The sequence below is a fragment of the Aeromonas sp. NJAU223 genome, from assembly GCF_051125555.1.
Taxonomy (GTDB): domain Bacteria; phylum Pseudomonadota; class Gammaproteobacteria; order Enterobacterales; family Aeromonadaceae; genus Aeromonas; species Aeromonas veronii_G.
Map to the genome: position 1 here is coordinate 4,330,648 of NZ_CP144204.1, position 25,553 is coordinate 4,356,200.

The 25,553-nt window shown below is 61.9% G+C and carries 22 protein-coding genes and 1 tRNA gene; 9 read left to right on the forward strand and 14 right to left on the reverse strand.

The window, feature by feature from the left end:
• Positions 1–87: 87 nt before the first annotated feature.
• The 5 genes from nirB (at position 88) to mgtE (ending at position 6,888) form a co-directional block, all read left to right on the forward strand.
• Positions 88–2,634: a nitrite reductase large subunit NirB gene (gene nirB, locus VZC39_RS19950; protein WP_434664675.1), complete on the forward strand. Its 2,547-nt coding sequence runs from the start codon at positions 88–90 to the stop codon at positions 2,632–2,634.
• Positions 2,634–2,951 (forward strand): nitrite reductase small subunit NirD, encoded by a 318-nt coding sequence (gene nirD / locus VZC39_RS19955; protein WP_434664677.1) that lies wholly within the window; start codon positions 2,634–2,636, stop codon positions 2,949–2,951. The genes nirB and nirD overlap by 1 nt, the downstream gene beginning before the upstream one ends.
• A 131-nt stretch (positions 2,952–3,082) precedes the next feature.
• On the forward strand, positions 3,083–3,895 hold the full coding sequence (nirC, locus tag VZC39_RS19960; protein WP_434664678.1) for a nitrite transporter NirC: 813 nt from the start codon (positions 3,083–3,085) through the stop codon (positions 3,893–3,895).
• Positions 3,896–3,907: 12 nt separating this feature from the next.
• Positions 3,908–5,314: a siroheme synthase CysG gene (cysG, locus tag VZC39_RS19965; protein ID WP_434664680.1), complete on the forward strand. Its 1,407-nt coding sequence runs from the start codon at positions 3,908–3,910 to the stop codon at positions 5,312–5,314.
• Positions 5,315–5,463: 149 nt separating this feature from the next.
• Entirely contained in the window at positions 5,464–6,888 is a 1,425-nt protein-coding gene (mgtE, locus tag VZC39_RS19970; protein ID WP_349920216.1) for a magnesium transporter, read from the forward strand.
• Positions 6,889–6,955: 67 nt separating this feature from the next.
• On the opposite strand, the gene VZC39_RS19975 is transcribed toward mgtE, so the two are convergent.
• Positions 6,956–8,809: a methyl-accepting chemotaxis protein gene (locus VZC39_RS19975; RefSeq protein WP_349920218.1), complete on the reverse strand. Its 1,854-nt coding sequence runs from the start codon at positions 8,807–8,809 to the stop codon at positions 6,956–6,958.
• Between the two features lie 144 nt (positions 8,810–8,953).
• Between VZC39_RS19975 and rraA the strand changes: the two genes are divergently transcribed.
• A complete protein-coding gene (rraA, locus tag VZC39_RS19980; protein ID WP_349920219.1) occupies positions 8,954–9,439 on the forward strand; it encodes a ribonuclease E activity regulator RraA in 486 nt (161 codons plus the stop codon).
• A 281-nt stretch (positions 9,440–9,720) separates the two neighbouring features.
• Here rraA and VZC39_RS19985 read toward each other — a convergent pair whose 3' ends face one another.
• The 3 genes from VZC39_RS19985 to VZC39_RS19995 all read right to left on the reverse strand — a co-directional run bounded on the left by VZC39_RS19985 (position 9,721) and on the right by VZC39_RS19995 (position 12,320).
• Positions 9,721–10,395, reverse strand: a complete 675-nt coding sequence (locus VZC39_RS19985; RefSeq protein WP_349920220.1) for a 7-cyano-7-deazaguanine/7-aminomethyl-7-deazaguanine transporter — start codon at positions 10,393–10,395, stop codon at positions 9,721–9,723.
• Between the two features lie 192 nt (positions 10,396–10,587).
• Entirely contained in the window at positions 10,588–10,875 is a 288-nt protein-coding gene (locus VZC39_RS19990) for a DUF3630 family protein (protein ID WP_349922599.1), read from the reverse strand.
• A gap of 17 nt (positions 10,876–10,892) precedes the next feature.
• On the reverse strand, positions 10,893–12,320 hold the full coding sequence (locus tag VZC39_RS19995; protein WP_349920221.1) for a protein adenylyltransferase SelO: 1,428 nt from the start codon (positions 12,318–12,320) through the stop codon (positions 10,893–10,895).
• 106 nt (positions 12,321–12,426) lie between these two features.
• Here VZC39_RS19995 and VZC39_RS20000 point away from each other — a divergent pair, with 106 nt between their 5' ends.
• Entirely contained in the window at positions 12,427–12,732 is a 306-nt protein-coding gene (locus tag VZC39_RS20000) for a c-type cytochrome (protein WP_349920222.1), read from the forward strand.
• A 142-nt stretch (positions 12,733–12,874) separates the two neighbouring features.
• Here VZC39_RS20000 and recQ read toward each other — a convergent pair whose 3' ends face one another.
• A complete protein-coding gene (recQ, locus tag VZC39_RS20005) occupies positions 12,875–14,722 on the reverse strand; it encodes an ATP-dependent DNA helicase RecQ (RefSeq protein ID WP_434664684.1) in 1,848 nt (615 codons plus the stop codon).
• Between the two features lie 133 nt (positions 14,723–14,855).
• On the opposite strand from recQ, the gene VZC39_RS20010 reads away from it, so the two are divergent.
• Both VZC39_RS20010 and VZC39_RS20015 read left to right on the forward strand, forming a co-directional pair.
• Complete coding sequence (locus VZC39_RS20010) at positions 14,856–15,320, forward strand: thioesterase family protein (RefSeq protein WP_349920225.1); 465 nt, start codon at positions 14,856–14,858, stop codon at positions 15,318–15,320.
• A gap of 122 nt (positions 15,321–15,442) precedes the next feature.
• Positions 15,443–15,970: a hypothetical protein gene (locus tag VZC39_RS20015; RefSeq protein WP_349920226.1), complete on the forward strand. Its 528-nt coding sequence runs from the start codon at positions 15,443–15,445 to the stop codon at positions 15,968–15,970.
• A 228-nt stretch (positions 15,971–16,198) separates the two neighbouring features.
• Here VZC39_RS20015 and VZC39_RS20020 read toward each other — a convergent pair.
• The 9 genes from VZC39_RS20020 to VZC39_RS20060 all read right to left on the reverse strand — a co-directional run bounded on the left by VZC39_RS20020 (position 16,199) and on the right by VZC39_RS20060 (position 25,268).
• A tRNA-Pro gene (locus VZC39_RS20020) sits at positions 16,199–16,275 on the reverse strand.
• Positions 16,276–16,421: 146 nt separating this feature from the next.
• Positions 16,422–16,961, reverse strand: a complete 540-nt coding sequence (locus VZC39_RS20025; RefSeq protein WP_434664685.1) for an MOSC domain-containing protein — start codon at positions 16,959–16,961, stop codon at positions 16,422–16,424.
• A gap of 44 nt (positions 16,962–17,005) precedes the next feature.
• Positions 17,006–17,848, reverse strand: a complete 843-nt coding sequence (locus tag VZC39_RS20030) for an ABC transporter permease subunit (protein WP_349920228.1) — start codon at positions 17,846–17,848, stop codon at positions 17,006–17,008.
• A complete protein-coding gene (locus tag VZC39_RS20035) occupies positions 17,845–18,750 on the reverse strand; it encodes an ABC transporter permease subunit (protein ID WP_349920229.1) in 906 nt (301 codons plus the stop codon). The genes VZC39_RS20030 and VZC39_RS20035 overlap by 4 nt, the downstream gene beginning before the upstream one ends.
• Entirely contained in the window at positions 18,747–19,901 is a 1,155-nt protein-coding gene (gene potA / locus VZC39_RS20040; protein ID WP_349920231.1) for a polyamine ABC transporter ATP-binding protein, read from the reverse strand. Before potA ends, VZC39_RS20035 begins: the two co-directional genes overlap by 4 nt.
• Positions 19,902–19,977: 76 nt before the next feature.
• Positions 19,978–21,057, reverse strand: coding sequence for a polyamine ABC transporter substrate-binding protein (locus VZC39_RS20045; RefSeq protein ID WP_434476164.1), 1,080 nt, complete (start codon positions 21,055–21,057; stop codon positions 19,978–19,980).
• A gap of 123 nt (positions 21,058–21,180) precedes the next feature.
• A complete protein-coding gene (locus VZC39_RS20050; RefSeq protein WP_349920235.1) occupies positions 21,181–22,278 on the reverse strand; it encodes an extracellular solute-binding protein in 1,098 nt (365 codons plus the stop codon).
• 54 nt (positions 22,279–22,332) lie between these two features.
• Positions 22,333–23,694, reverse strand: a complete 1,362-nt coding sequence (locus tag VZC39_RS20055; protein WP_349920237.1) for an aspartate aminotransferase family protein — start codon at positions 23,692–23,694, stop codon at positions 22,333–22,335.
• 242 nt (positions 23,695–23,936) lie between these two features.
• Positions 23,937–25,268, reverse strand: a complete 1,332-nt coding sequence (locus tag VZC39_RS20060; protein ID WP_349920239.1) for a glutamine synthetase family protein — start codon at positions 25,266–25,268, stop codon at positions 23,937–23,939.
• Positions 25,269–25,553: the final 285 nt, after the last annotated feature.

The window sequence follows — 25,553 nt, forward strand, 5'->3', positions numbered from 1 at the left end:
CAGTTGATTTGCATCAATTGCCCGCCCCCTGCAACTGGGTAGCCTAACGTCAGATTGATGTTTTATTACTCCAAACCAGAGGCAATCATGAGCAAAGTCAGACTGGCCGTCATCGGTAACGGCATGGTGGGGCACCGCTTCATCGAAGAGTTGATCGAGCGGGCCGACCCCGGCCAGTTCGAGATCACCGTCTTCGGTGCAGAACCCCGCCCCGCCTACGATCGTGTCCATCTCTCCTCTTATTTCTCCCACCACACCAGCGAAGATCTCTCCCTCGTCAAACCCGGCTTCTATGAGAAACACGGCATCCGCCTGCTGCTCGGCGAAGCGGTCAAACTCATCGATCGCGCCAAGGGCGAGGTGCACTCCAACAAGGGCACTGTGGTCGCCTATGACAAGCTGATCCTGGCGACCGGCTCCTACCCCTGGGTTCCCCCCATTCAGGGCAGCCAGCACCACGAATGCTTCGTCTATCGCACCATCGAGGATCTGAAAGAGATCCGCAGCGCCGCCAAAAGCGGCAAGAGCGGCGTGGTGATCGGCGGCGGCCTGCTCGGTCTGGAAGCCGCAGGTGCCCTCAAGGCGCTGGGCCTCGAGACCCACGTGGTGGAATTCGCTCCCGTGCTGATGGCGGAGCAGCTCGACGGCCAGGGCGGCCAGCTGCTGCGCCGCAAGATTGAATCCATGGGGGTGCAGGTTCACACCAGCAAGAGCACCAGCGAGATCCTGATGCACGGCGGCAAGGAGGCGAAGCATCGCCTCGCCTTCGCCGATGGCAGCATGCTGGAAGTGGACGTGGTGGTCTTCTCCACCGGTATCCGTCCGCAAGACACCCTCGGCCGTTACTGCGAGCTGGCCATCGCCGAGCGCGGCGGTATCGCCATCGATGACAGCTGCCTCACCTCGGATCCCGACATCTATGCCATCGGCGAGTGCGCCGCCTGGCAGGGACGCTTCTTCGGCCTGGTGGCGCCGGGCTACAAGATGGCCCAGGTCACCGTCGATCACCTGCTCGGCGGCAACAGCCGTTTCGAGGGGGCGGACATGAGCGCCAAGCTCAAGCTGCTCGGCGTCTCCGTCGGCTCCATCGGCGATGCCCATGGCCGCACCCCGGGCAGCCACAGCTATGTGTTCCAGGACGATCAGGCTGGCGTCTACAAGAAAATCGTGGTGAGCGAGGACAACAGCCGGTTGCTCGGCGCCGTGCTGGTGGGTGACGTGGAAGATTACGGCAACCTGCTGCAGATGATGCTCAATGCCCTGCCGCTGCCGGCCCACCCGGATGCGCTGATCCTGCCCGCCTACGCCGGTGCCAAGCCGACCCTGGGGGTCGACGCCCTGCCGGAATCCGCCCAGATCTGCTCCTGCTTCGACGTCTCCAAGGGCGACATCGCCCGGGCGGTCGCCGAGGGCCACACCACGCTCGCCGCCATCAAGCAGCACACCAAGGCCGGTACCGGCTGCGGCGGCTGCGTGCCCCTCATCAGCCAGGTGCTCAACGCCGAGCTGGTGAAGCAGGGTATCGAGGTCAACAACCACCTCTGCGCCCACTTCCCCCACTCCCGTCAGGAGCTGTTCCACCTGGTCAAGGTGGAAGGGATCAAGAGCTTCGACGAGCTGCTGGCCAAACACGGTCAGGGCTACGGCTGCGAGGTGTGCAAACCCACCGTCGGCTCCATCCTCGCCTCCTGCTGGAACGACTATGTGTTGACCCCGCAGAACACCCAGCTGCAGGACACCAACGACATCTTCCTCGGCAACATGCAAAAGGACGGCACCTACTCCGTCATCCCGCGCATGGCCGGTGGTGAAGTCACGCCGGAAGGCCTGCTGGCGGTAGCGGAAGTGGCCCGCGACTACCAGCTCTACACCAAGATCACCGGTGCCCAGCGCATCGGCCTGTTTGGCGCCCAGAAAGACGACTTGCCCGCCATCTGGCGCAAGTTGCTGGCCGCCGGTTTCGAGACCGGCCAGGCCTACGCCAAGGCGCTGCGCATGGCCAAGACCTGCGTCGGCAGCACCTGGTGCCGCTTCGGGGTGCAGGACAGCGTCGGCCTCGGGGTCTTCCTCGAGAACCGCTACAAGGGCATCCGCACCCCCCACAAGATGAAGTTCGGTGTCTCCGGCTGTACCCGCGAATGCGCGGAAGCCCAGGGCAAGGACGTCGGCATCATCGCCACCGATGCGGGCTGGAACCTCTATGTCGGCGGCAACGGCGGCATGAAACCGCGTCACGCCGACCTGCTCGCCTCGGATCTCGACCGCGAGACCCTGATCAAGCTGATCGACCGCTTTATGATGTTCTACGTCACCAGCGCCGACAAACTGCAGCGTACCGCCAGCTGGCTCACCAGCCTGGAAGGCGGTATCGACTACCTGCGCGAGGTGATCGTCGATGACAAGCTCGGGCTGAACGAGACCCTGGAGCGCGACATCCAGGCCCTCATCGACAGCTACGAATGCGAGTGGTCCCGCACCCTGAATGAAGAAGAGCAGCTCAAACGCTTCAGCCACTTCATCAACAGTGACAAGCGCGATCCGGACGTGCAGTTCGTCACCGAGCGGGAGCAGCACAGACCGGCCACCCCGGCCGAGCGCATCCCCGTCTACCAGATAGAAATGGAGGCAAAGTGATGAAACTCGCATGCCAACTCAATGACATATTCCCGGGTACCGGCGTCTGCGCCCTGCTGGAAGGACGCCAGATCGCCCTGTTCCGCCCGAGCGAAGCGCCCGAGGTGTTCGCCATCGACAACCGGGATCCCTTCTTCGCCGCCAGCGTGCTGTCGCGGGGCATCATCTGCGAACACGAGGGGGAACTCTGGGTCGCCAGTCCCCTCAAGAAGCAGCACTTCCGCCTGAGCGACGGTCACTGCCTCGAAAACACGGCCATGTCGGTGCAGAGCTACCCCGTCGAAGTCCGTGACCAACAGGTCTGGGTCGCCATCTGATGCCGAAAACACCCAGTCTATGGTCGATGCAGAGCTACCCCGCTGAAATCCGCGACCAACAGGTCTGGGTCGCCGTCTAACACCGTGCATATCAGGGCTGCCCACGGGCGGCCCTCTTGAAGGAAACAAACATGTATACCGAAACCATCAACAAGTGCGCCGCCAACGCGGCCCGCATCAACCGCTTCGAGCGCAGCGACAAGCTCGGCTTCTGGCTCAGCTCCGCCATGGCGGGAGCCTATGTGGGCCTTGGCATCATCCTCATCTTCACCCTGGGCAACCTGGTGGATGCCAGCGTGCGTCCGCTGGTGATGGGGGCCACCTTCGGCATCGCCCTGACCCTGGTGATCATCGCCGGCTCCGAGCTGTTCACCGGCCACACCATGTTCCTCACCTTCGGGGTGAAGACCGGCAAGATTTCCATGGGGGATCTGCTGCGCATCCTGCCCCAGACCTGGGCCGGCAACCTGCTCGGCGCCATCGCGGTGGCGCTGATCTACTCCTACGGCGGCAACCTGCTGCCGGACGCGGGCAGCCTGGCCCACAAGGTGGCGCTGGCCAAGACCCAGGCCCCGGCCCTGACCCTGTTCATGAAAGGGATCCTCTGTAACTGGCTGGTTTGCCTCGCCATCTGGATGGCGCTGCGCACCGAGGGCGCCGCCAAGTTCATCGCCATCTGGTGGTGCCTGCTGGCCTTCATCGCCTCCGGCTACGAGCACTCGGTCGCCAACATGACCCTGTTCGCCCTCTCCTGGTTCGGTGCTCACTCCGATGCCTATACCCTGGGCGGCATCGGCCACAACCTGTTGTGGGTGACCCTGGGCAACACCGTCTCCGGCGCCCTCTTCATGGGTCTGGGCTACTGGTATGCCACCCCCAAGGCCGAGCGCCCGGTCGCCGTGACCGACACCGCTGACACTGTCAGCCAGACCCAGACCGCCTGATCAGGAGGCCCCATGGACTACTTGCCCATCTTCTGTCGACTCGACAACAAACCCGTGCTGCTGGTCGGCGGCGGCGACGTGGCGGAGCGCAAGGCGCGCCTGCTGCTGGACGCCGGTGCCCGGCTGACGGTGCTGGCCCCCAAGCTCGATCCCGAGCTGGCTACCCTGGCTACCAACGGAACAATCCACTGGCTGGCCGGTGAATTCGAGCCGGATCAGCTGGCTGGCAAGTGGTTGGTGGTGGCTGCTACCGACAGGCGTGAGGTCAATGCCCTGGTCTACCAGAGCGCCAACCAGGCCGGCATCTTCGCAAACGTGGTGGATGACCCCAAGCGTTCCAGCTTCATCATGCCGTCCATCATCGACCGCTCGCCGCTGATGGTCGCCATCTCCTCCGGCGGCAAGGCCCCGGTACTGGCCCGCCTGCTGCGGGAGAAGCTGGAAGCCCTGCTGCCCCAGCATCTGGGTGCCGTCGCAGCCTTCGCCGGTGGCCTGCGGGCGCGGGTCAAGGCCCGCTTCGCCAGCATGGGGGAGCGGCGCCAGTTCTGGGAGCGATTGCTCGGCGCCGATCGCCTCGGCCAGGCCCTGGCCCGGGGGGATCAGGCCGCTGCCAACCAGCTCGCCGACCACCTGTTTGCCAATGATGCTGCCGCCAAGGGAGAAGTGATCCTGGTCGGTGCCGGTCCCGGCGATCCCGGTCTGCTCACCCTGCATGCCCTGCGTCAGATGCAGCAGGCGGACGTGGTGGTCCATGACCGGCTGGTATCGGACGAGGTGATGGCCCTGGTGCGCCGGGATGCCAAACGCATCTTCGTCGGCAAGCTGGCGGGCAACCACTGCGTGCCCCAGGAGGGGATCAACCAGCTCCTGCTGGATGAGGCAAGGAAAGGGCAGCGAGTGGTGAGGCTGAAAGGGGGCGACCCCTTCATCTTCGGTCGGGGCGGCGAGGAGCTGGAGACCCTGGTCGGCAGCGGGGTGGGCTTCCAGGTGGTGCCGGGGATCACCGCGGCGAGCGGTTGCGCCGCCTACGCGGGGATTCCGCTGACCCACCGGGATCACGCCCAGAGCGTGCGCTTCGTCACCGCCCACGGCAAGGGGGGCACCCAGGATCTCGACTGGCCCCTGCTCGCCAGAGACAAACAGACGCTGGTGTTCTACATGGGGCTCTCGTCCTGCACCACCATCCGCGAGCAGCTGATGGCCCACGGCAAGGACGGCTCTACTCCGGTGGCCCTCATCGAGCGCGGCACCCAGCCCTGCCAGCGGGTCATTCGCGGCACGCTAGACCAACTGCCGGAGCTGGCGGTCGGCGTCGAGAGCCCTGCCCTCATCATGGTGGGATCTGTCGTCACCCTGGCCGATCAACTCGCCTGGTTCGGCCAGGCCAACGGCCCGGAGCAGGCCCAGGTTTCTGCCTGAAGAGCCCGCCAGCACAGACCAATGTGAGAGACCACCCCAGGGTGGTCTCTTTTTTACTGCGCCGACTGTCATAACCTCTTGTTTTGAGTCTGGTATCCTATGGGCATGGTCATCCGGCCCACCGAATTCGAATTCAGGAATCTTGTTGCATGTCTCTCCCCGCCAAGAACAACGCCAAACAGCGTGAACAAGACAGATCCCGCATCCTCACCCTGTTGCTGGCCGACGATGCGCTCACCGACAGTCTGCTCGACCCCCAAGGGGGGCAGGATGCCGAGCTGCGGGACCAGACCCGCGAACTGACCCAGCTGGTCAACAGCCTGCCCGCCGCCGACGTTGCCGATGCCCTGGAGTCCCTCCCCCCGGACGAGCGCCACGTACTCTGGCAGCAGGTGAACCCCGAGCGCCACGGCCAGATCCTGGTGGAGGCGTCGGAGACGGTGTGGGACAGCCTCATCAGCGGCATGAGCGACAAAGAGTTGCTGCACGCCCTGCGCAGCCTCGACATCGACGACCAGATCTATCTCGGCCAATACCTGCCCCGCAACCTGATGGGACGGCTGCTCACCTCCATGGCCCCCGAGCAGCGGGATCGGGTACGGGAGGTGATCCGTTACGGCAAGCACACGGTCGGCGCCATGATGGACTTCGATCTCGTCACGGTGCGCGCCGAGATAAGCCTGGGGGCGGTACAACGCTACCTGCGCCTGCGCGGCCAGATCCCCCCCAACACCGACAAACTGTTCGTCACCGACAAGCGCAACCGGCTGCAGGGGGAATTGCCCCTCACCACTGTGCTGCTGCACAAACCAGAGACCTTGGTCGGGGAGGTGATGGAGAAAGATCCCGTCACCTTCGACCCGGAAGACAACGATGAGGCGGCGGCCCGCACCTTCGAGCGGGACGATCTGGTCTCCGCCGCCGTGGTGGATGCCAAGGGCAAGCTGATGGGACGCCTCACCGTCGCCGAGGTGGTGGACCTGGTCTATGAGGAGAGCGATACCGATCTGCGCCGCATGGGGGGGATCAGCGAGGATGAAGACGTGTTCGCCCCCGTCACCAAGGCGGTGAAGACCCGCTGGGCCTGGCTCGCCATCAACCTCTGTACCGCCTTCATGGCCTCCCGGGTCATCGGCCTGTTCGAGCACAGCATCTCGCAACTGGTGGCGCTGGCGGCCCTGATGCCCATCGTCGCGGGCATCGGCGGCAACACCGGCAACCAGACCATCACCATGATAGTGCGAGCGCTGGCACTGCAGCAGATCCAGACCGGCAACGTCTCCTTCCTGCTGTGGCGGGAGCTGGGAGTCGCCCTCATCAACGGCCTGGTGTGGGGGGGGACCATGGGGGTCGTCACCTATTTCCTCTATCAGGACGCGGCGCTGGGCGCCGTCATGACCCTCGCCATGGTGCTGAACCTGCTGGTGGCGGCCCTGATGGGGGTCATCATCCCCATGACCATGACCCGGCTGGGACGGGATCCCGCCCTCGGTGCCAGTGTGATGATCACCGCCATCACCGACACCGGCGGCTTCTTCATCTTCCTCGGGCTGGCGACCCTGTTCCTGCTCTGACCCTCCCCGTCGCCCATGAAAAAGGGAGCCATTAAGGCTCCCTTTTCAATTCAGGCAGGTCGATGCATCACACCCGGTATTGTTCCACCGCCCGGTTGAGCAGCCTGGCCTGCTCGCTCAATCCCTGGCTGGACTGGGCGTTGTCTTGCGCCATCTGGCTCGATGCCTCTGCGATATCGCGGATGCTGCTGACGTTGCGGTTCACCTCGTTGGCCACCAAGCTCTGCTGCTCGATGGCGGCGGCGATCTGGGTGCTCATGTCCATGATGCGGGTGACATCCTGGGTGATCTGGCCGAGCAGCTCACCGGCCTGGGTCGCCTGCTGTGCACTGTTGCCCCCCTGCTCCCGGCAGAGCGCCATCCTACCCACTATGTTGTCGGTCTGCTGTTGCAGTGAGCCGATGATGGCGGCGATCTCCTGGGTCGACTGCTGGGTGCGGATGGCGAGGTTGCGCACCTCGTCCGCCACCACCGCGAAACCACGGCCCTGCTCCCCCGCCCGCGCCGCCTCGATGGCCGCATTGAGGGCCAGCAGATTGGTCTGATCCGCTATGCCCCGGATCACCCCAAGCACAGAGCCAATGGTCTCGCTCTCCTTCTGCAGTTGGGCGACCTCGCCGGAGGCCTGCTCCAGCTGCTCCGCGAGGCTGTGGATCTGGTTGACGGTCTGCTCGACCGCTCCGCGCCCCTCATCGGCCTTGTGGTTGGTGGCGGCAGCATCGCTGGCCGCCTGCTCGGTACTGCGGGCGATCTCCTCGATGGTGGAGCCCATCTCGGTGGAGGCGGTCGCCACCTGATCCGTCTCCAGCAACTGGCGCTGGGCCCCCTCGCTGGTTCGGCGCACGTTGTCCGAGAGGTGATCCGCCGCACCGGTCAGGGTGTTGACGCTCTGCTTCACATCCCCGATCAGCTGACGGAAGCCATCCAGCATCACATCCAGATTGCCCGCCAGTTGCGCCATCTCGTCATCCCCTTTGAGGGCGATGCGCAGGCGCAGATCGTTGTCCTGACGGATGCGATTGACCGTGTCATTGACCCGGGCGATGGGTCTGCCGATGCTGCGCCCCAGCAGCACGCTCATGAAGCCGATGACCATGATGATCAGGACGCCGCAGATCAGCATCAGCCGGTTGAAACTCGCCGTCTGGCTGGCCAGTTCATCCTCGATCTGCTGGCCGACGCTTTCGAGTGCCTGTTCGGCCTCTTGCACCAGGGTGTGCATCTGGCCACGCAGTCCGGAGGCCTCGTCCAGCCCCAGCACCTGCATCCCCTGAACCAGGGCAACGAAGTCATTTCGGTACTGTTCGCTGGCCTGTTCGAGCACGCCGCGCTGCTCCTGTGGCAGGTTGCCGAGCCCCTGCTGGAAGTCGGCATGCAGGGTCTGGAAACGCGCGAGGTACTGGATATCGGAGCGCAGCATGAAGTCCTTCTCCGCCCGCCGCAATTGCAACATGGTGATGAGCAGAGCCTGTTGATCCTGTGCCTTGAGCGCCTCCTCCACCTTGTGTACCGCCGCCCTCAGCTGACCATAGAGGCCATCCTCGGGTCCCAGCCCTATCTTCTGCTGCTGGGCGACCAGCTCGTTGAAGGCCTTGCCATAGGCGCTGACCTGGGTATCCAGCCCCATCAAGCCCGCCCGGGCAGCATCCAGGCTGTCATCGGCACTCAGGGCCTGATCGAGCGCATGGGTTTGCGCCAGCATGATGTTGAATCTGTCGATGACCGCCAGATCCTTGTGCAGCAAGAAGTCTTGCTCGGCGCGCCTCAGTTGCACCATGGAGAGCTCGAGTCCATCGACCCGGCGCTGCGCCTCCATCATGTGCCGGCTCTCCTTGCTGGCGTAAAAGAAAAGCCCGCTCAGGGTCAGCATGGCCGTGGCGACCAGGGCGGTATTCAGTATCAACTTGTGGCGGATCAGCATGGTAAACCTCTGGGGCGCTGGGGTGGACTGCATCGATCGCGGGCAGAATACGACATCCATATGTCCGTTCAAGGAATATTCATTGAAATGCCACCCTCACTCCTTATACTGGTTCCACCTGTTTCCAGCGGTGGATCTGACACAATGGAATACAACACTTCAGAACTGTGCGACATCTATCAGGACATGGTGGATGTGCTCGAGCCCATGCTCTGCTCCTTCGGCGGCCGCGCCTCGTTCGGCGGCGTCATCACCACGGTCAAATGCTTCGAATCCAACGGCCTTATCCGTGAACTCGTGAAAGAGAACGGCGCCGGTCGCGTCTTGCTGATCGACGGCGGCGGCTCCATGCGCCGGGCCCTGATCGACAGCGAGATCGCTACCACGGCGGCGGAAAACGAGTGGGAAGGGATCGTCTGCTATGGCTGCGTGCGCGAGGTCGACATCCTGGAAGATCTCGACATCGGCATCCAGGCCCTGGCCGCCATCCCGGTCGGCGCCGACAGCAAGGACGTGGGTGAGACGGATCTGCCGGTGAACTTCGGCGGCGTCACCTTCCTGCCGGACGATCACCTCTATGCCGACACCACCGGGGTGATCCTCTCCCCCGATGCCCTCGACATCGAGTAAGCAGACACAGACTGAAGATGGGAGCCTTGGCTCCCATTTTTTATGCCCGTAATCTGGCGACAAGTGGCTGAAAAAATACAAAAAAAGAGGGCCAGTAAACTACTGGCCCCTTAACTGGAAGCAATGTGAGCAATGTCGTGCCTTCACAAGAAGTCCATCACGTTGGAACGAATGAAGTCTTTCCCGGAAAACAAGTTAACAATAATCATTCTCATTTAACTGTGCAAGTTTTATTTGCAAAAAAAGCGAAAAAAATGACCACCCGGAGGTGGTCATCATCGTCATGCCTGACGGGGCGCGGTTCGCAGGCCGTCCAATCCGACCTCTCCCACCAGCTTGCGGCTGAGATAGCGCAGCAAGACGCCGTAGAGTGGCACGAATAATCCCAGGCTAATCAGCAGCTTGAATACATAATCCACGGTCGCTATCTCGACCCAGTGCTCGGCCATGAAGGGATCCGTGCTGCGCCAGAAGGCGATGCTGAAGAAGGCGATGGTGTCCACCAGGTTGCCGAACAGAGTCGAGGCCGCCGGCGCCACCCACCAGGCCCTGAGCAGGCGCAGGCGATTGAACACCACCACGTCCATGAACTGGCCCACCAGATAGGCCATGAAGCTGGCCAGGGCGATACGTGCCACGAACAGGTTGAACTCGGCAAGGTGGCCCAGCCCCTGATAACTGCCCTCGAAGAACAGGACGGAGAGCACGTAGGAGACCGCCAGCGCCGGCAGCATCACCGTCTGGATGATCTTGCGGGCGAGGCCGGCACCGAAGATCCGCACCGTCAAGTCGGTGGCCAGGAAGATGAATGGGAAGCTGAAGGCGCCCCAGGTGGTGTGGAAGCCGAAGATGGTGATCGGCAGCTGCACCAGATAGTTGCTGCTGGCGATGATCAGGATGTGGAACAAAGCGAGACGCACCAGCGCCGTCTGGTGCTGAGCAGGGGTCAGATTCATGTTGTGACCTTTTTGGTTAATGGGGTTAGGGAACCCATACCGCCACCATTGGCGATAATTGAGGGGCGAGATTATACGCCCCGCGACCGATAGTTCAATCTTTATGCGGCGGATGAGCGTGGTCACGGCGCCCTGGAAAGGGCAACCCCAGCCGCCACGGGCAGAGGGCGCGACCCGCAGATCCGCGAGGGATCACCCCCGATGCTGGCGGCCCAGCCAGAGCACCACCTCCCGATCGACCGGATGCACCACCTCCAGCCAGCAGCCGCCATGGTGCTCGAACTCCAGCCGCAGCGGGCTGCCTTCAAACTCCAGCAGCCAGCTGTGACGATCGGCGCCCCAATCCCGCTCGAGGGCTGTCAGCTCCCACCCCTGCACCAGTGCCTCTGCCAGGGTGGGGAAGTTGTCCCAGCAGAGCCCGGGGCAGTCCAGAGTCAGCACACCTGCCTCCTCGTCCATCGCCGTCACTTGCCACGTCATCTCTTTCATCCGGGTCCTCAACTGCTGCAGGAGAGCTCGCCGCCGCAATACCAGGCGGGGGCCGGGGTGGCGAGCTCGTCATATTCAGGTTGTTCGTCATAGGGGCGCTGCAGGGCCGCAAACAACCGCTCGAACGGCGCCATGTCGCCCCGCTCGGCGGCCTCTATCGCCTGCTGGGCCAGGGCATTGCGCAGCACGTACTTGGGATTGATCGCATCCATCCGCCCCTTGCGGGCCGCATCGTCGCTCCCTTCACGGATGAGGCGCTGCCGATACGACTCGAGCCACCCCTGCCAGCTGGCGGGATCCGGCAACAGGGCCAGCAAGGGTGCAGGCCAGTCGCCTTGGGCGGTCAGCTCGCCCAGCCGACGCAGGAAGAGGTGGTAGTCCACTCCTTGGCTCGCCAACAGCTGGAACATCTCGCGAAACAGCGCCGGATCCTGATCTTCCCAGGTTTCCAGGCCGAGCTTGTCCCGCATCAGCTCCGAGTAGTGCAGCATCAGCTGGTGCTCATACTGGGCCAGCGCCGCCGCCAGCGCCTCACCATCCACGTGATCCGCCAGCGCCTGGGCGAGTTTCTGCAGGTTCCAGTAACCGACCGCCGGCTGCTGATCCAGCGCGTAGCGCCCTCCCGGATCGGAGTGGTTGCACACAAAATCAGGCACATAGGCGTCGATAAAGCCGTAGGGGCCGTAATCCAGGGTCAGTCCGAGCAAAGACATGTTGTCGGTGTTCATCACCCCGTGGCAGAAACCGGCAGCCTGCCACTTGGCGATGAGCCGCGCGGTGCGGCGCACCACCTCGGTAAACAGCTCGGCGCCGTTTGCCAGGTCGGGGAAGTGGTGGCGCAGCGCATGGTCGATGAGGGCGGGGATCTTCTCCCCCTGCCCGCTCCAGGCGAAATACTCGAAGTGGCCGAAGCGCAGGTGGCTCGGGGCGGTGCGCAGCACGGTCGCGCCGCTTTCGGCCTGCTCCCGATAGATGGGCTCATCACTGCCCACCAGCACCAGGGCGCGGGTGGTGGGGATGCCGAGGGCGTGCAGCGCCTCGGAGGCGAGGTATTCGCGGATGCTGGAGCGCAGCACGGCGCGACCGTCGCCGAAGCGGGAGAAGGGGGTCTTGCCCGCCCCCTTCAGGTGCAGATCCCAATGGCTGCCATCCGGGGCTTGCTGTTCCCCCAGCAGCATGGCGCGGCCATCGCCGAGACGCGGGCTGTAGCCGCCGAACTGATGGCCCGCATAGACCTGGGCCACCGGCTGCATGCCCGTCAGGGGCTGACCCTGGCCGCAGCAGGCAAGCCAGTCTGCCTCGGTGACATCCGTCAGCCCCAGCTCGCCGAGCAGGCCGTGATTCAGGTGCAAGAGCCTGGCCCCCTGCAGGGGCTGGGGGGCCACGGGTTCACAGGCCCAGGGCAGCTCGGTGGCGAAAGTGTTGATCAGCTTCATGGTGATGGGGATCGTCCCTGCGTATGCTCGTGTCACTCTTTATACCGCCATCGGCCCCTCTCGGGCCAACGGTCGATACTGCTATTTCAATTCGAGGAAGTGGAAGATGGAAAAATGGGTCTATGTCCTGCCCCTGCTGGCACTGCTCTCCGGCCACCCCGCTCATGCCGCCGATGTGGCCGCGGGCAAGGCAAAGGCCGTGCTGTGCGCCGCCTGTCATGGTCCCGAGGGCAAGGCCAGCGTGCCTCTCTATCCCCATCTGGCGGGACAGCACGCCCCCTACCTCGTCAAGCAGTTGAAGGCGTTCAAGGAGGGTCAGCGCAAGGATCCCATGATGGCCCCCTTTATGGCGGCACTGACCGAGGCGGATATGGAGAACCTGGCGGCTTATTACGCCAGCCTGCAGCAGTGAAAAATATCGTCCTTATGGTGAATTAATTCATCAAATACAACAAAGGCAGTTCGTTAAACTGCCCTTGGCAAGATGGTCGGCATCCGTGGCTCGTCTTCGATCATGGGCATCGTCGCAACCCCATCTCCACCTGCAGCCACTCTTAGCGGCGGCAGTACTCGATGATCAGGTCCATAAAGGCCTCGCCGAAGCGCTCCAGCTTGCGGTGACCCACGCCGTTGACCGCCAGCAGCTCGTCTTCGGTCATCGGCATCAGCTGCGCCATCTCCACCAGGGTGCTGTCGTTGAACACCACGTAGGGCGGCACCTCCTCCTCCTCGGCGATCTGCTTGCGCAGGGCCCGCAGCTCCTTGAACAGCCGCTTGTCATAGTTGGCGCTGTCGAGCAGGCCGCTGCGCTTCTCCTTGCGGCTGGAGATGGGTTGCAGCCGCGGCACCGCCAGCTCCAGCGCCAGCTCGCCGCGCAGCACCGGGCGGGCCGCCTCGGTCAGCTGCAGCACCAGGTTGCGGGTGATGTTCTGGGTCAGGAGCCCCTTGTGGATCAGCTGACGAATAACGCTCATCCAATACTCGTGGCTCTGCTCCTTGCCGATGCCGTAGGTGGACAGCTTGTCGTGGCCGTGATCCTTGATGCGCTGGTTCAGCGACCCGCGCAGCACCTCCACCACATAACCCACCCCGAAGTTCTGCCCCACCCGCCAGACGCAGGAGAGCGCCTTCTGGGCGTCCTCGGTGCCGTCATAGCTCTTGGGGGGATCCAGGCAGATGTCGCAGTTGCCGCAGGGCTTGTCGTTGTACTCGCCGAAGTAGTTCAGCAGCACCTGGCGGCGGCAGGTCTGCGCCTCGGCGAAGGCCGCCATCACATTCAGCTTGTACTGCTCCACCTGCAGTTGCTGGGGGTTTTCGATGTTGTCGAGCAACCGGCGCACCCGGCCGATGTCGGCGGGATCGTAGAGCAGCAGCGCCTCCGCCGGGGTGCCGTCACGACCGGCGCGGCCCGTCTCCTGATAGTAGGATTCGATATTCTTGGGGATGTCGTAGTGCACCACGAAGCGCACGTTCGGCTTGTCGATACCCATGCCGAACGCCACCGTCGCCACCACGATCTCGATGTCATCCTTGAGGAAGGCTTCCTGGGTCTGCTGGCGCTGGGCCAGCGGCAGGCCGGCGTGATAGGGGGCCGCCTTGCAGCCGTGGCGGGAGAGCCGCTCCGCCACCTCCTCCACCCGGTTGCGGCTGGAGCAGTAGACGATGCCACAGTTGCCCTTCTGGCTCTGCACGTAGCGCAGCAGCTGCTCCGCCGCCTTGAACTTCTCCACCAGGCTGTAGCGGATGTTCGGCCGATCGAAACTGGCTGTGTGGATAAAGGGGTCGTGCAACTCGAGGCGATGCAGCATGTCGCTGCGGGTCGCCTCGTCGGCGGTGGCGGTGAGCGCCACCACGGGCACCTGGGGGAACCACTGCTTGAGTCGCCCGAGCGCCGCGTATTCCGGCCGAAAATCGTGCCCCCACTGGGAGACGCAGTGCGCCTCGTCGATGGCGAACAGACCGAGCGGCAGCTCTGCCAGCCGATCCATGAACTCGTGCTGCAGCAGCCGCTCCGGTGAGACATAGACCAGTTTTATTTCGCCGCGACGCATGGCGGCGAAGTTCTGGATCATCTCCTCCCGGCTCAGCGCCGAGTTGATGTAGACCGCCGCCACCCCGTTGGCGCGCAGGCTGTCCACCTGATCCTTCATCAGCGAGATGAGGGGCGAGACCACCACCCCCAGTCCGGGACGCAGCAGGGCCGGGATCTGGTAGCAGAGGGATTTGCCGCCGCCGGTGGGCTTGAGCACCAGGGCATCGCGCCCCGCCACTATCTGCTCGATGATCTCGAGCTGACCCGGCCGAAACTGCTGGTAGCCGAACACCGCCTGCAACAGGGCAAGGGGCGTCTCTGGCACAGCATCGGGCTGAGAGTCTGGCTGGATGTCGGCAATGGCGGTCATGGGCTCTCCTTTGGGGTCGTCATTCTAAAGCAGCCGCCGTTCACAATAAACCTGCCATTGCGAGTGTTAAGGAAGTGTTGCAGACTGGCTGGAGTTTTTACTCGGTTGAACCGCCAGGGATTGGGATCGAGACATGAAAGACATGCTGAAGAAGATGGCGCTCAGTGGCATTGCCAACCTGTTTGCCGAAAGGATGCCGTTCAACAAGCTGATCGGCATGCAGGTGACCCACTACGACTTCGACAAGGTGGAGCTGCGCATCAAGATGGAGGAGAAGCTCATCGGCAACCCCTTCCATCACATCTTGCACGGCGGCGTCACCGCCAGCCTGCTGGATGTGGCGGGGGGCATGATAGTCGCCGCCTCCTGCATCGACGAGCTGGAAGACTTCTCCCCCAGCTACCTCAAGGAGCGCTTCTCCCGCCTCGGTACCATCGATTTGCGAGTGGACTACCTGCGCCCGGGCCGGGGCAACGAGTTCATCGCCACCGCCCACATCATCCGCGCCGGCAGCAAGGTGGCCGTTGCCCGCATGGAACTGCACAACGAAGAAGGGACTCACATCGCCTTCGGAACCGGTACTTATCTCGTCGGCTAAGGGCTTTATTGCATAAAAACTGCACTTCTAAGCCGATTTTAATCATTAGAATCCTTACCCCCTCCGCCCGCTGAGGTCCATACTGGTAGTCGGGATCATGTGCAGAGGGAGGATTGCAGACCATGAGCGCGATACTGGCGACCAAACCATCCAGAGCCTTGCTGACACAGATCGAGTGCATGCTCGACGAGGTGCACACTCCCGAGTGTCGTCACTGGTTGGAACAGGAGCTGGAGGGGTATTCTCTGTGTTCACCCCTGCCTTGGTATCGCATCATCGCCTGTCGGCAACGCGGTCACTTCTTGGATCTGAAGACGGGAAAATATTTGACCTGCCACATCGGCAGTCAAACGCTTAGCCAACGCGACCTGGCCCAAGTTCAGTTCATCTATGCCCGCCAACCCGCCGCCCACTATCTACTGCGACATGATTCCGGTATCGAACCCTGGCCAGAACATCTGCTGGAAGCGTATCGAGAGCAGTTGATCCCCGGCCATCTCTGCCTGCAAGCCTGGCATGAGCCCGTGTCTTCGTTGCGCTCACAACTGGTGGAGGGTCTCGGCCACTTCATCAGCGAGTACCCCAAGCATGCGACTCTGCAGACTCAACGTGGCTTCAAGGCATTGTGCCATCAACACTGGCACATCTGAGCAAGCGCCCAAGGCGCAAGGAGGGCACCATAAAGCAGAGCCACAACGAGATTGCCACAACTTAAGCCGTGCCGGAGTCAGGATCAGACTCCACCCATGGGCCACCGAGCGGTGGCCCTTTTCATGGCGATCATCCATGGGATCCAAACCACCATAGCGATTCCCCACCGCGCTGACTGACAAACGACAAATGCGAAAAGGCCGCTCATTGAGCGGCCTTTTCTAATGTGGTCGGTGTGAGAGGATTCGAACCTCCGACCCCTTCGTCCCGAACGAAGTGCGCTACCAAGCTGCGCTACACACCGATGTCTGCGGGGCGAGAATTTACCGAAAGCCCAGACATGACACAAGCCTTTTTTGATGTTCAGCAGAAAAAAATGGCTTTGCGCTCAATAATTCAGCGAATTGTGCAAGGTTTGGCAAGACGATGGCTCCCTCTTCCGGAACGAGGTCATTTTGTCGGCAGCTGGAATTCGGTTGGCCCCAGCAACCGGCGTCGCCAATCCGCCACCACGCCATGCTCCAGCACTCGCAACAGCCAGCCACAGCGACCACTGAGCTGCATCACCTGGGATAAATGGGCATAGCCAAAGCGCTGGTTGAGTTTGAAGCAGGGGGATCTCGGCTGGCTGATCTGCACCAGGGCATCGCCTAAGCGAAACACATCGCCGATGCAGGCCTCGGCTTCCGTCAGCCCGAGGCCGGAGAGATTCTCGCCAAAAGCCGCCGGCTGCCAGGGAGTTCGCGGAGCAGGCAGACCCAAGGCGGTTTGCCAGGTCAGCCACCAGGGATAGTGATCGGCGGGATAGTAATGCAGCGCCCGTTCCGGGCCACCGTGGTGGCGCTGATCGCTCTGCTCATCCCCAACCAGACCGAGGAAACCACACCAAACTGGGTGTGTGACGGCTTGCTTGTGGATGGCGCTGACGAGACCGGGGGCTTGTTCGGCATTCAACTCGGCACCCTGGCCGATGAAGAGGGAGATCCGCATTCTATCCTCCTGATGGATGAGAGAATGCGGATATTATCACGACGTCAGGCGACTGCCTGCATCTGGGTGGTCATGGCAATTTCGGCGCGGCGGCGTTTCTCCGCCTTGGCCATCAGATACCAGCTACCGAAGGTAAACAGCGATACCGACAGCAGGATCAGGCTGGCCACGGCGTTGATCTCGGGCTTCACGCCGAGGCGTACCGCCGAGAACACTTCCATCGGCAGCGTCGTCGCCCCCGGGCCGGAGACGAAGCTCGCCAGCACCAGATCATCGAGCGACAAGGCGAACGACATCATGCCCCCCGCCGCGAGCGATGGCGCAATCATGGGGATGGTGATCAGGAAGAACACCTTCCAGGGCTTGGCCCCCAGATCCATGGCCGCCTCCTCGATGGAGAGATCCAGCTCCCGCAGCCGTGCCGACACCACGATCGCCACATAGGCGGTACAGAAGGTCGTGTGGGCTATCCAGATGGTCACCATGCCCCGCTCCGCCGGCCAGCCTACCAGCTGGGCCATGGCCACGAACAGCAGCAGCAGGGAGAGACCGGTGATCACCTCCGGCATGACCAGAGGCGCCGTCACCATGCCGCCGAACAGGGTCCGGCCGCGGAAGTGCGGGATCCGGGTCAGCACGAAGGCTGCGACCGTCCCCAACGCGACCGCCGCGATGGCGGTGTAGAAGGCGATCTCGAGAGAGCGCAGCACAGAGCCTATCAACTGCTTGTTGTCGAGCAGGCCGAAGTACCATTTCAACGACCAGCCACCCCAGACCGTCACCAGCTTGGAGGCGTTGAAGGAGTAGATCACCATGATGACCATGGGCAGGTAGATGAACAGCAACCCCAGCCACAACATCAGGGTGGCAAAACTGAAACGCTTCATACCTTGCCCTCCAGCTCTTTGGCCTGGTTACGGTTGAACAGAATGATCGGTACGATCAGCACCGCCAGCATCACCACCGCCAGGGCGGACGCCACCGGCCAGTCGCGGTTGTTGAAGAACTCCTGCCACAGCACCTTGCCGATCATCAGGGTCTCGGGGCCGCCAAGCAGCTCGGGGATGACGAACTCCCCCACCACCGGGATGAACACCAGCATGCAACCAGCGATGATGCCGTTCTTGGAGAGGGGCACCGTGATCTGCCAGAACCGGGTCAGGTTGCGGGCGCCGAGATCGGAGGCTGCCTCCAGCAGGCTCTGGTCATGTTTCACCAGGTTGGCATAGAGCGGCAGCACCATGAACGGCAGGTAGGAGTATACGATGCCGATGTAGACCGCCAGGTTGGTGTTGAGGATGGTCAGCGGCTCGTTGATGAGGCCAATCCCCATCAGCAGGCTGTTGAGCAAGCCGTTGTTGCTGAGGATCCCCATCCAGGCGTAAACCCGGATAAGGATCGCCGTCCAGGTCGGCATCATGATGAGCAGCAGCAGGACGGTCTGGGTCTCCTTCTTCGCCCGGGCGATGGAGTAGGCCATGGGGTAGCCGATCAGCAGGCAGAGAACAGTGCTGACGAAGGCCATCTTGAGGGAGCCCAGATAGGCGGCAAGATAGAGCTCGTCGTCCAGCAGCAACAGATAGTTGCCCATGTGTAGCAATATGGTGAGCTGCTCATCCGCCCAGCTTACCACGTCCGTGTAGGGCGGGATGGCCACGTCCGCTTCCGCGAAGCTGATCTTCACGACGATGATGAAGGGCAGCAGGAAGAACAGGAACAGCCAGAAGAAGGGGATGCCGATCACCAGCTGGCGCCCGCCCAGTTTCTTCAGTCTTCGCAATGACTTCATGATTGCAGCACCACGCCGCTGTCATCTTCCCAATAGAGGAACACCTGGTCATCCCAGGTCGGCCGCTTGCCGTGGCGTTCGGCGTTGGCGATGAAGGCCTGCACGATTTTGCCCGAGGGCAACTGGATGTGGTAAACGGAGTGTCCGCCAAGATAGGCGATGTCGTAGACCTGCCCCTTGGTCCAGTTGAAGTCCGGATGCTCTATCTCCACCGGCTTTTGCAGGCTCATCAGCAGCTTTTCTGGCCGCAGGGCATAGGTCACCTTCTTGTTCTCGGCGCGAGAACTGATGCCGTGGCCCACGTAGATGGGCTGCTCCAGATCCGCACAGGCGATGGTGGCATGGTCCTGTTCATCTTCCACCAGCAGGCCGTCAAACAGGTTGACGTTGCCGATGAACTCGCACACCAGCCGGCTGGCCGGAGTCTCGTAGATATCCATGGGGCTGCCAATCTGCTCGATGCAACCGAGGTGCATGATGGCAATCCGCTCGGCCATGGTCATGGCCTCTTCCTGATCGTGGGTCACCATGACGCAGGTCACGCCGACCCGTTCAATGATCTCCACCAGCTCGAGTTGCATCTGGGAGCGCAGCTTCTTGTCCAGCGCCCCCATGGGCTCGTCCAGCAGCAGCAGCTTGGGACGCTTGGCCAGCGAACGGGCCAGCGCTACCCGCTGACGCTGGCCACCGGAGAGCTGGTGTGGCTTGCGACGGGCGTACTGGGTCATCTGCACCAGCTTGAGCATCTCCTCGACCCTGGCATCGATCTCGGCCTTGGGCAGACTGTCCTGCTTGAGGCCAAAGGCGATGTTCTGCGCCACCGTCATGTGGGGGAACAGGGCGTAGGACTGGAACATCATGTTGATCGGACGCTCGTAGGGTGGCATGTCGGTAATATCGACGCCATCCAGGAACAGCCGTCCCTCGGTGGGGCGTTCAAACCCGGCCAGCATCCGCAGCAAGGTGGACTTGCCGGAGCCAGAGCCCCCCAACAGGGCGAAGATCTCGCCCTTGTGGATGTTGAGGGACACGTTGTCGACCGCCAGCGTTTCGTCGAACTGCTTGCTTACCCTGTCTATTTTGACCAGCACTTCTTTACGCTGCTGGCTGCCCTCGAGGGCTTTCTTGTAGGCACTGGAGGCTATCGCCATCACCAAACTCCCAAACGTGTTACCGGCCGGGGCCGATCCATCAATACAATCTGGCGCCCCGGGATGGGCGCCAAGGTTAGGTTCCGGACTTGATCTTGGTCCAACTCCGGGTGATCAGGCGCTGCACTGAACGGGGATGGGCTTCCTGCACATACAACCGCTCCAGCACCGCCTGGGGGGGATAGACTGACTCATCATCACGCACCTGCTTGTCCATGTACTCGCCCGCCTTGGTGTTGGGGTTGGCATACCCCACGTAGTCGCTCACCTTGGCGATCACCTGCGGATCGAGAATGTAGTTGATCAGGGCATGGGCTTCTTTGACATTGGTGGCATCCGCCGGGATAGCCATCATGTCGAACCAGAGATTGCCGCCTTCTTTCGGAATGCTGTAGGCGATATTGATCCCCTTGCCCGCTTCCTTGGCACGGGCCGCCGCCTGCAAGATGTCACCGGAGAAGCCGGCGGCCACGCAGATGTCGCCGTTGGCGAGATCCGCGATGTACTTGGAGGAGTGGAAGTAAGCGATATAAGGGCGCACCTTCAGCAGTTGCGCCTCGGCCCGCTTGATGTCAGCCGAATCATGGCTGTTGGGGTTGAGCCCCAGATAGTTGAGGGCCGCCGGGATCATCTCGTCCGCCGAGTCGAGGAAGGCGACGCCGCAACTGGACAGCTTCTTCATGTTTTCCGGCTCGAAGATGGTCGCCCAGGAGTCGATCTTGTCGATCCCCAGCACGGCTTTGACCTTCTCGACGTTGTAGCCGATGCCGTTGGTACCCCACAGGTAGGGCACGGCGTACTGATGACCCGGATCCACCTTGTCGAGCTGCTTGAGCAGCAGGGGATCCAGATTGACCATATTGGGCAGCAGGGCGGGATCCAGTTTCTGGAATGCCCCCGCCTTGATCTGCTTGGCCAGGAAATTGTTGGAGGGCACGACCAGATCGTAACCGGTACGGCCGGTCAGCAGCTTGCCTTCCAGCGTCTCGTTGGAGTCAAACACGTCATAGACGGTCTTGATCCCGGTCTTCTGCTGGAAGTCACTGAGGGTGGTCTCGCCGATATAGTCGGACCAGTTGTAAAAATGAACCACAGGGGCTGCCTGGGCCAGATTTGCAAACCCCAGGGTCAGGGCCAGCGTCGCTATCTTGGTCATGTGCACTTGTTCAGTCCTCTCATTGTGTGATTTATCCGTCGCGCATCCTTACGCGCCGTCCAACCTGTCGGGTGGGTCACCACCCTCCCGGCCGAACTGCGGACCGGGAGGGGTACTCGTCACTTACTTACCTGATTTGATCTTGGTCCAGCTGCGGGTCATCAGACGCTGCACCTTGGCCGGCAGATCCGGGAAGGTGTAGATCTTCGCCAGGGTCGCCTCGCTCGGGTAGATGCCCGGATCGTTGCGGATCGCTTCGGACACCAGCGGCACGGACGCCTTGTTCCCGCTCGGGTAGCTGACCGCGTCGGAGATCTTGGCGATCACCTCGGGCTGCATCAGATAGTTCAGGAACACATGGGCCGATTCCACGTTCTTCGCATCTGCCGGAATAGCCAGCATGTCGAAGAAGCTGCCTGCCCCCTCTTTTGGGATCACATAGGTCAGATTGACGCCGTTCTTGGCCTCAATCGCCCGGGACTTGGACTGCTGCAAGTCACCGGAGTAACCGACCGCCACGCACAGGTTGCCGTTGGCTAGATCCGAAATGTACTTGGAGGAGTGGAAATAGGCGGTATAGGGACGGATGGAGAGGAACAGCTCCTCAGCCTTCTTCAACTCGTCCGGCTTCTGGCTATCCGGCTTGAAGCCCAGGTATTGCAGGGCGGCTGGCAGCATTTCGGTCGGTGAGTCGAGGAAGGAGACACCGCACTCCTTCAACTTGGCCATGTTTTCCGGCTTGAACACCAGATCCCAGGAGTCCACCGGCGCATCCGCACCCAGTACGGCTTTCACCTTCTCTGGGTTGTAGGCGTAACCGATGGTGCCCCACAGGTAAGGGATGGAGTACTGGTTACCCGGGTCGCTCGGCTCGAGCGCCTTCAGCAACGCGGTATCCAGGTTTTTCCAGTTGGAGAGTTTGGACTTGTCCAGTTTCTGGAAGACGCCTGCCTTGATCTGCTTGGCCAGGAAGGGGTTCGACGGCACCACGATGTCATAACCTGAACTGCCCGCCAGCAACTTGGCTTCCAGCACCTCGTTGCTGTCGAACACGTCATAGATCACCTTGATGCCCGTCTCTTTCTGGAAATCTTCCAGCGTCGTCGGCGCGATGTAATCGCTCCAGTTGTAGACGTGCAGCACCTTCTCGTCGGCCATCGCCCCGGTACTCATCATGACCAGCGCCACGGAAGCAGCCATCATTCCCTTTTTAAAAGACATAGTCCTTGTCTCCTAAGCAAATTGTATGCGTAAGCCAATCTGCCCGGTCACAGCCTATTCCCGCAGCTTTGCCGCTGTCAGATCCAGACTGATCCTGGCCAGTTTGACCAATTCATCCACCTGTTCCTCGGTGATCACCAAGGGGGGCGATATGATCATGGTATCGCCGACCGCCCTCATCACCAAGCCATTGTTAAAGCAGAACTCCCGACAGGTCATCCCGGCTTGAAGCTCAGCCGGGAAACGGCGTTTCGTCTGTTTGTCCTGCACTATTTCCAACGCGGCGACCAGACCCTTGCCACGGGTTTCCCCCACCAGCGGGTGATCGGCCAACTCGCTCCAGCGGCGCTGCAAATAGGGGCCGATGTTATCATGAACGCGCTTAACTATGCTCTCACTTTGCATAAGCTGGATATTGGCAATGGCCACGGCACAGGCCACCGGATGACCGGAGTAGGTGAAGCCGTGATTGAACTCTCCCCCTTCTTCCACCAGTACCTTGGCGACCCTGTCTCCCACCATCACGGCACCCATCGGCAGATAGCCCGAGGTGATGCCCTTGGCCAGACACATCAGGTCCGGTTTGATGCCAAAGCCTTCGCTCGCAAACCAGTGACCGGTGCGCCCGAAGCCGCAGATCACCTCGTCCGCGATGAGCAGGATGCCGTACTTGTCGCAAATGCGCTGGATCTCGGGCCAGTAGCTGGCGGGGGGGATGATGACACCACCGGCGCCCTGGATGGGCTCACCGATGAAGGCGGCCACCTTGTCCACGCCCAGTTCGAGGATCTTCTTCTCCAGCTGGCCGGCACGCTCCAATCCGAATGCCTCGGCACTCATCCCCTCCCCCTCACCGAAGTGATAGGGCTGATCGATGTGGACTATGCCGGGGATGGGCAGGCCGCCCTGGGCATGCATGCCCTTCATGCCGCCGAGGCTGGCACCGGCCACGGTGGAGCCGTGGTAGGCATTGTGGCGGCTGATGATCACCTGCTTGTCCGGCTGGCCCTTGCTGGCCCAGTAATGGCGCACCATGCGCAGCACGGTATCGTTGCATTCGGAACCCGAGCCGGTGAAGAAGACGTGGTTGAGATGGGCCGGGGCCACCTCGGCCAGCAGGGTCGCCAGCTCGGCTGCGGGCGGATGGCTGGTCTGGAAGAAGAGGTTGTAATAGGGCAGTTGCTGCATCTGCCGGGTGGCGGCATCCACCAGCTCCTGGCGGCCATAGCCCATGTTGACGCACCACAGGCCCGCCATCCCGTCCAGGATGCGGCGCCCGTCGGAGTCTTCCAGATAGACCCCCTCAGCCTTGGTGATGATGCGACTGCCCTTCTTGTTCAGGGCCTGAAAATCGGTAAAGGGGTGCAGATGGTGGCTGGCGTCCAGTTGTTGCCACTCACGGGTACTGTGCTGCATTGCTTGCTCCTCGGTTCCTTCGATTTAGCGATTTAGACGATGTTCGTTATGGATCAATGAGGTGGGCAGCAAAGCACAGGCGCTCGGCTGCGCTGACGGCACCCCGGTTCCATCATTCTGAAGCGATATATTATTGTGCTGCTGTGACGGGGCGATGGCGCTTTCGCACACGGGTCACGGCGTCAGCCTTGACGGCTGGTGATTGACAGGGGAAGCCGGCGCCGGCTTCCCCTGAGGCGGGGTCACACGTTCAGCAACAGGAATTCCCGTTCCCAGCGGCTGATCACCCCGAAGTAGGTCTCGTACTCCTTGCGTTTGACCGCGACGAAGGCGCGGATGAAACGCTCCCCCAGCATGTCCTTGATGGGCTCGCACTGCTCCAGATGGCTCAGGGATTCCTCCAGGGAGCGGGGCAGGCTGTAGGGCAGGTCATAGGCACTCGCCTTCATCTCCTGCATGGGCTCGAGCTTCTCCAGCATGCCGAGGTAGCCGCAAGCCAGGGTGGCCGCCAGCGCCAGATAGGGGTTGGCGTCCGCCCCGGCGAAGCGGTTCTCCACCCGTCGCGCGCTCGGCTCGGAGAAGGGTACCCGCAGGCCGCAGGTCCGGTTCTCCACTCCCCACTGCACGTTGCGCGGGGCGCTCTCACCGAAGGTGAGACGGCGGTAGGAGTTGACGTTCGGCGCCAGCAGCGCGGTCACCGCCGGGGTGTATTTCTGCAGACCGGCGATGAAGTGCATGAACAGGGCGGAGTTGCCCCCCTCGCTGGTACCGAACAGGTTGTGACCGTCCATGTCCTCCAGGCTCTGGTGGATGTGCATGGCGGAGCCCGGTTCGTCGCTCATGGGCTTGGCCATGAAGGTGGCATAGATGCCATGGCGATGGGCGGCTTCCCGCATGGTGCGCTTGAACAGGAACACCTGGTCGGCGAGGTCGATGGCATCGCCGTGCAGGAAGTTGATCTCCATCTGGGCGGCACCGGACTCGTGGATCAGGGTGTCCACCTCCAGCTCCTGGGCCTCGCAGTAGTCGTACATGTCCTCGAAGATGGGATCGAATTCGTTGACCGCATCGATGCTGAAGGACTGGCGGGCCGTTTCCGGACGACCATTGCGGCCCACCGGCGGTACCAGGGGATAGTCGGGGTCTTCGTTGCGCTTGACCAGGTAGAATTCGAGCTCGGGAGCGACCACCGGCTTCCAGCCCTGCTTCTCATAGAATGACAGGACCCGGCGCAGCACGGAGCGCGGCGCGATGTCGATGAGCTTGCCATTGATGTCGAAACAGTCGTGGATCACCTGAGCAGTCGGCTCAAGGGCCCAGGGCACGAAACGAATGGTATTGGGATCGGGGTAGAGCTGCATGTCCCGCTCCAGCGGGTCAATCATGCTGTCGTCATCCGGATACTCCCCGGTCACCGTCTGGGTGAAGATGACCTCGGGTAGCCGCATGCCCCCTTCGCGCAGAAATTTGTTGGCTGGGATGATCTTGCCTCGGGCATTGCCGGTGAAATCCGGAAACAAACACTCCACCTCGGTGATGCGATTGCTCTCCATCCAGCCCTTGATACTGTCCATGTTAAACCCCGACTCTACGGTTGCCATTGGCAAGGGTGTCTAATATAAGGAACACCCTTGTTAAGAAAATGTAATCAGCAACACCATAAAAGCCCGTGACAAAGCCCTTTGTCAAGCGATGGTGTTTAAAAAACTATAAACAATGGCCTATATAATGACCATGTCGACACCAAATACTAAACACCTTGTGTCGCGATCAGCTTACTGCAAAGGCGATGCCAACGACCGCCGCTACAGCCCGGCTTCTCAGTCATACCTTGTCAGATGAGGACCATTTCTTTGTAG

What these genes read in the sequence shown, in the direction of transcription:
- potA (WP_349920231.1), bottom strand. Translation starts at nt 19,901, where the DNA reads ATGGCGATAGCCTCCAGTGCCTACAAGAAAGCCCTCGAGGGCAGCCAG.
- VZC39_RS19990 (WP_349922599.1), bottom strand. Translation starts at nt 10,875, where the DNA reads ATGACGTGGCAAGTGACGGCGATGGACGAGGAGGCAGGTGTGCTGACT.
- rraA (WP_349920219.1), top strand. Translation starts at nt 8,954, where the DNA reads ATGGAATACAACACTTCAGAACTGTGCGACATCTATCAGGACATGGTG.
- VZC39_RS20045 (WP_434476164.1), bottom strand. Translation starts at nt 21,057, where the DNA reads ATGACCAAGATAGCGACGCTGGCCCTGACCCTGGGGTTTGCAAATCTG.
- VZC39_RS20050 (WP_349920235.1), bottom strand. Translation starts at nt 22,278, where the DNA reads ATGTCTTTTAAAAAGGGAATGATGGCTGCTTCCGTGGCGCTGGTCATG.
- VZC39_RS20055 (WP_349920237.1), bottom strand. Translation starts at nt 23,694, where the DNA reads ATGCAGCACAGTACCCGTGAGTGGCAACAACTGGACGCCAGCCACCAT.
- cysG (WP_434664680.1), top strand. Translation starts at nt 3,908, where the DNA reads ATGGACTACTTGCCCATCTTCTGTCGACTCGACAACAAACCCGTGCTG.
- mgtE (WP_349920216.1), top strand. Translation starts at nt 5,464, where the DNA reads ATGTCTCTCCCCGCCAAGAACAACGCCAAACAGCGTGAACAAGACAGA.
- VZC39_RS20015 (WP_349920226.1), top strand. Translation starts at nt 15,443, where the DNA reads ATGAGCGCGATACTGGCGACCAAACCATCCAGAGCCTTGCTGACACAG.
- nirC (WP_434664678.1), top strand. Translation starts at nt 3,083, where the DNA reads ATGTATACCGAAACCATCAACAAGTGCGCCGCCAACGCGGCCCGCATC.
- VZC39_RS19975 (WP_349920218.1), bottom strand. Translation starts at nt 8,809, where the DNA reads ATGCTGATCCGCCACAAGTTGATACTGAATACCGCCCTGGTCGCCACG.
- nirB (WP_434664675.1), top strand. Translation starts at nt 88, where the DNA reads ATGAGCAAAGTCAGACTGGCCGTCATCGGTAACGGCATGGTGGGGCAC.
- VZC39_RS20000 (WP_349920222.1), top strand. Translation starts at nt 12,427, where the DNA reads ATGGAAAAATGGGTCTATGTCCTGCCCCTGCTGGCACTGCTCTCCGGC.
- VZC39_RS20010 (WP_349920225.1), top strand. Translation starts at nt 14,856, where the DNA reads ATGAAAGACATGCTGAAGAAGATGGCGCTCAGTGGCATTGCCAACCTG.
- VZC39_RS20035 (WP_349920229.1), bottom strand. Translation starts at nt 18,750, where the DNA reads ATGAAGTCATTGCGAAGACTGAAGAAACTGGGCGGGCGCCAGCTGGTG.
- VZC39_RS20030 (WP_349920228.1), bottom strand. Translation starts at nt 17,848, where the DNA reads ATGAAGCGTTTCAGTTTTGCCACCCTGATGTTGTGGCTGGGGTTGCTG.
- VZC39_RS20025 (WP_434664685.1), bottom strand. Translation starts at nt 16,961, where the DNA reads ATGCGGATCTCCCTCTTCATCGGCCAGGGTGCCGAGTTGAATGCCGAA.
- nirD (WP_434664677.1), top strand. Translation starts at nt 2,634, where the DNA reads ATGAAACTCGCATGCCAACTCAATGACATATTCCCGGGTACCGGCGTC.
- VZC39_RS19995 (WP_349920221.1), bottom strand. Translation starts at nt 12,320, where the DNA reads ATGAAGCTGATCAACACTTTCGCCACCGAGCTGCCCTGGGCCTGTGAA.
- VZC39_RS19985 (WP_349920220.1), bottom strand. Translation starts at nt 10,395, where the DNA reads ATGAATCTGACCCCTGCTCAGCACCAGACGGCGCTGGTGCGTCTCGCT.
- recQ (WP_434664684.1), bottom strand. Translation starts at nt 14,722, where the DNA reads ATGACCGCCATTGCCGACATCCAGCCAGACTCTCAGCCCGATGCTGTG.
- VZC39_RS20060 (WP_349920239.1), bottom strand. Translation starts at nt 25,268, where the DNA reads ATGGACAGTATCAAGGGCTGGATGGAGAGCAATCGCATCACCGAGGTG.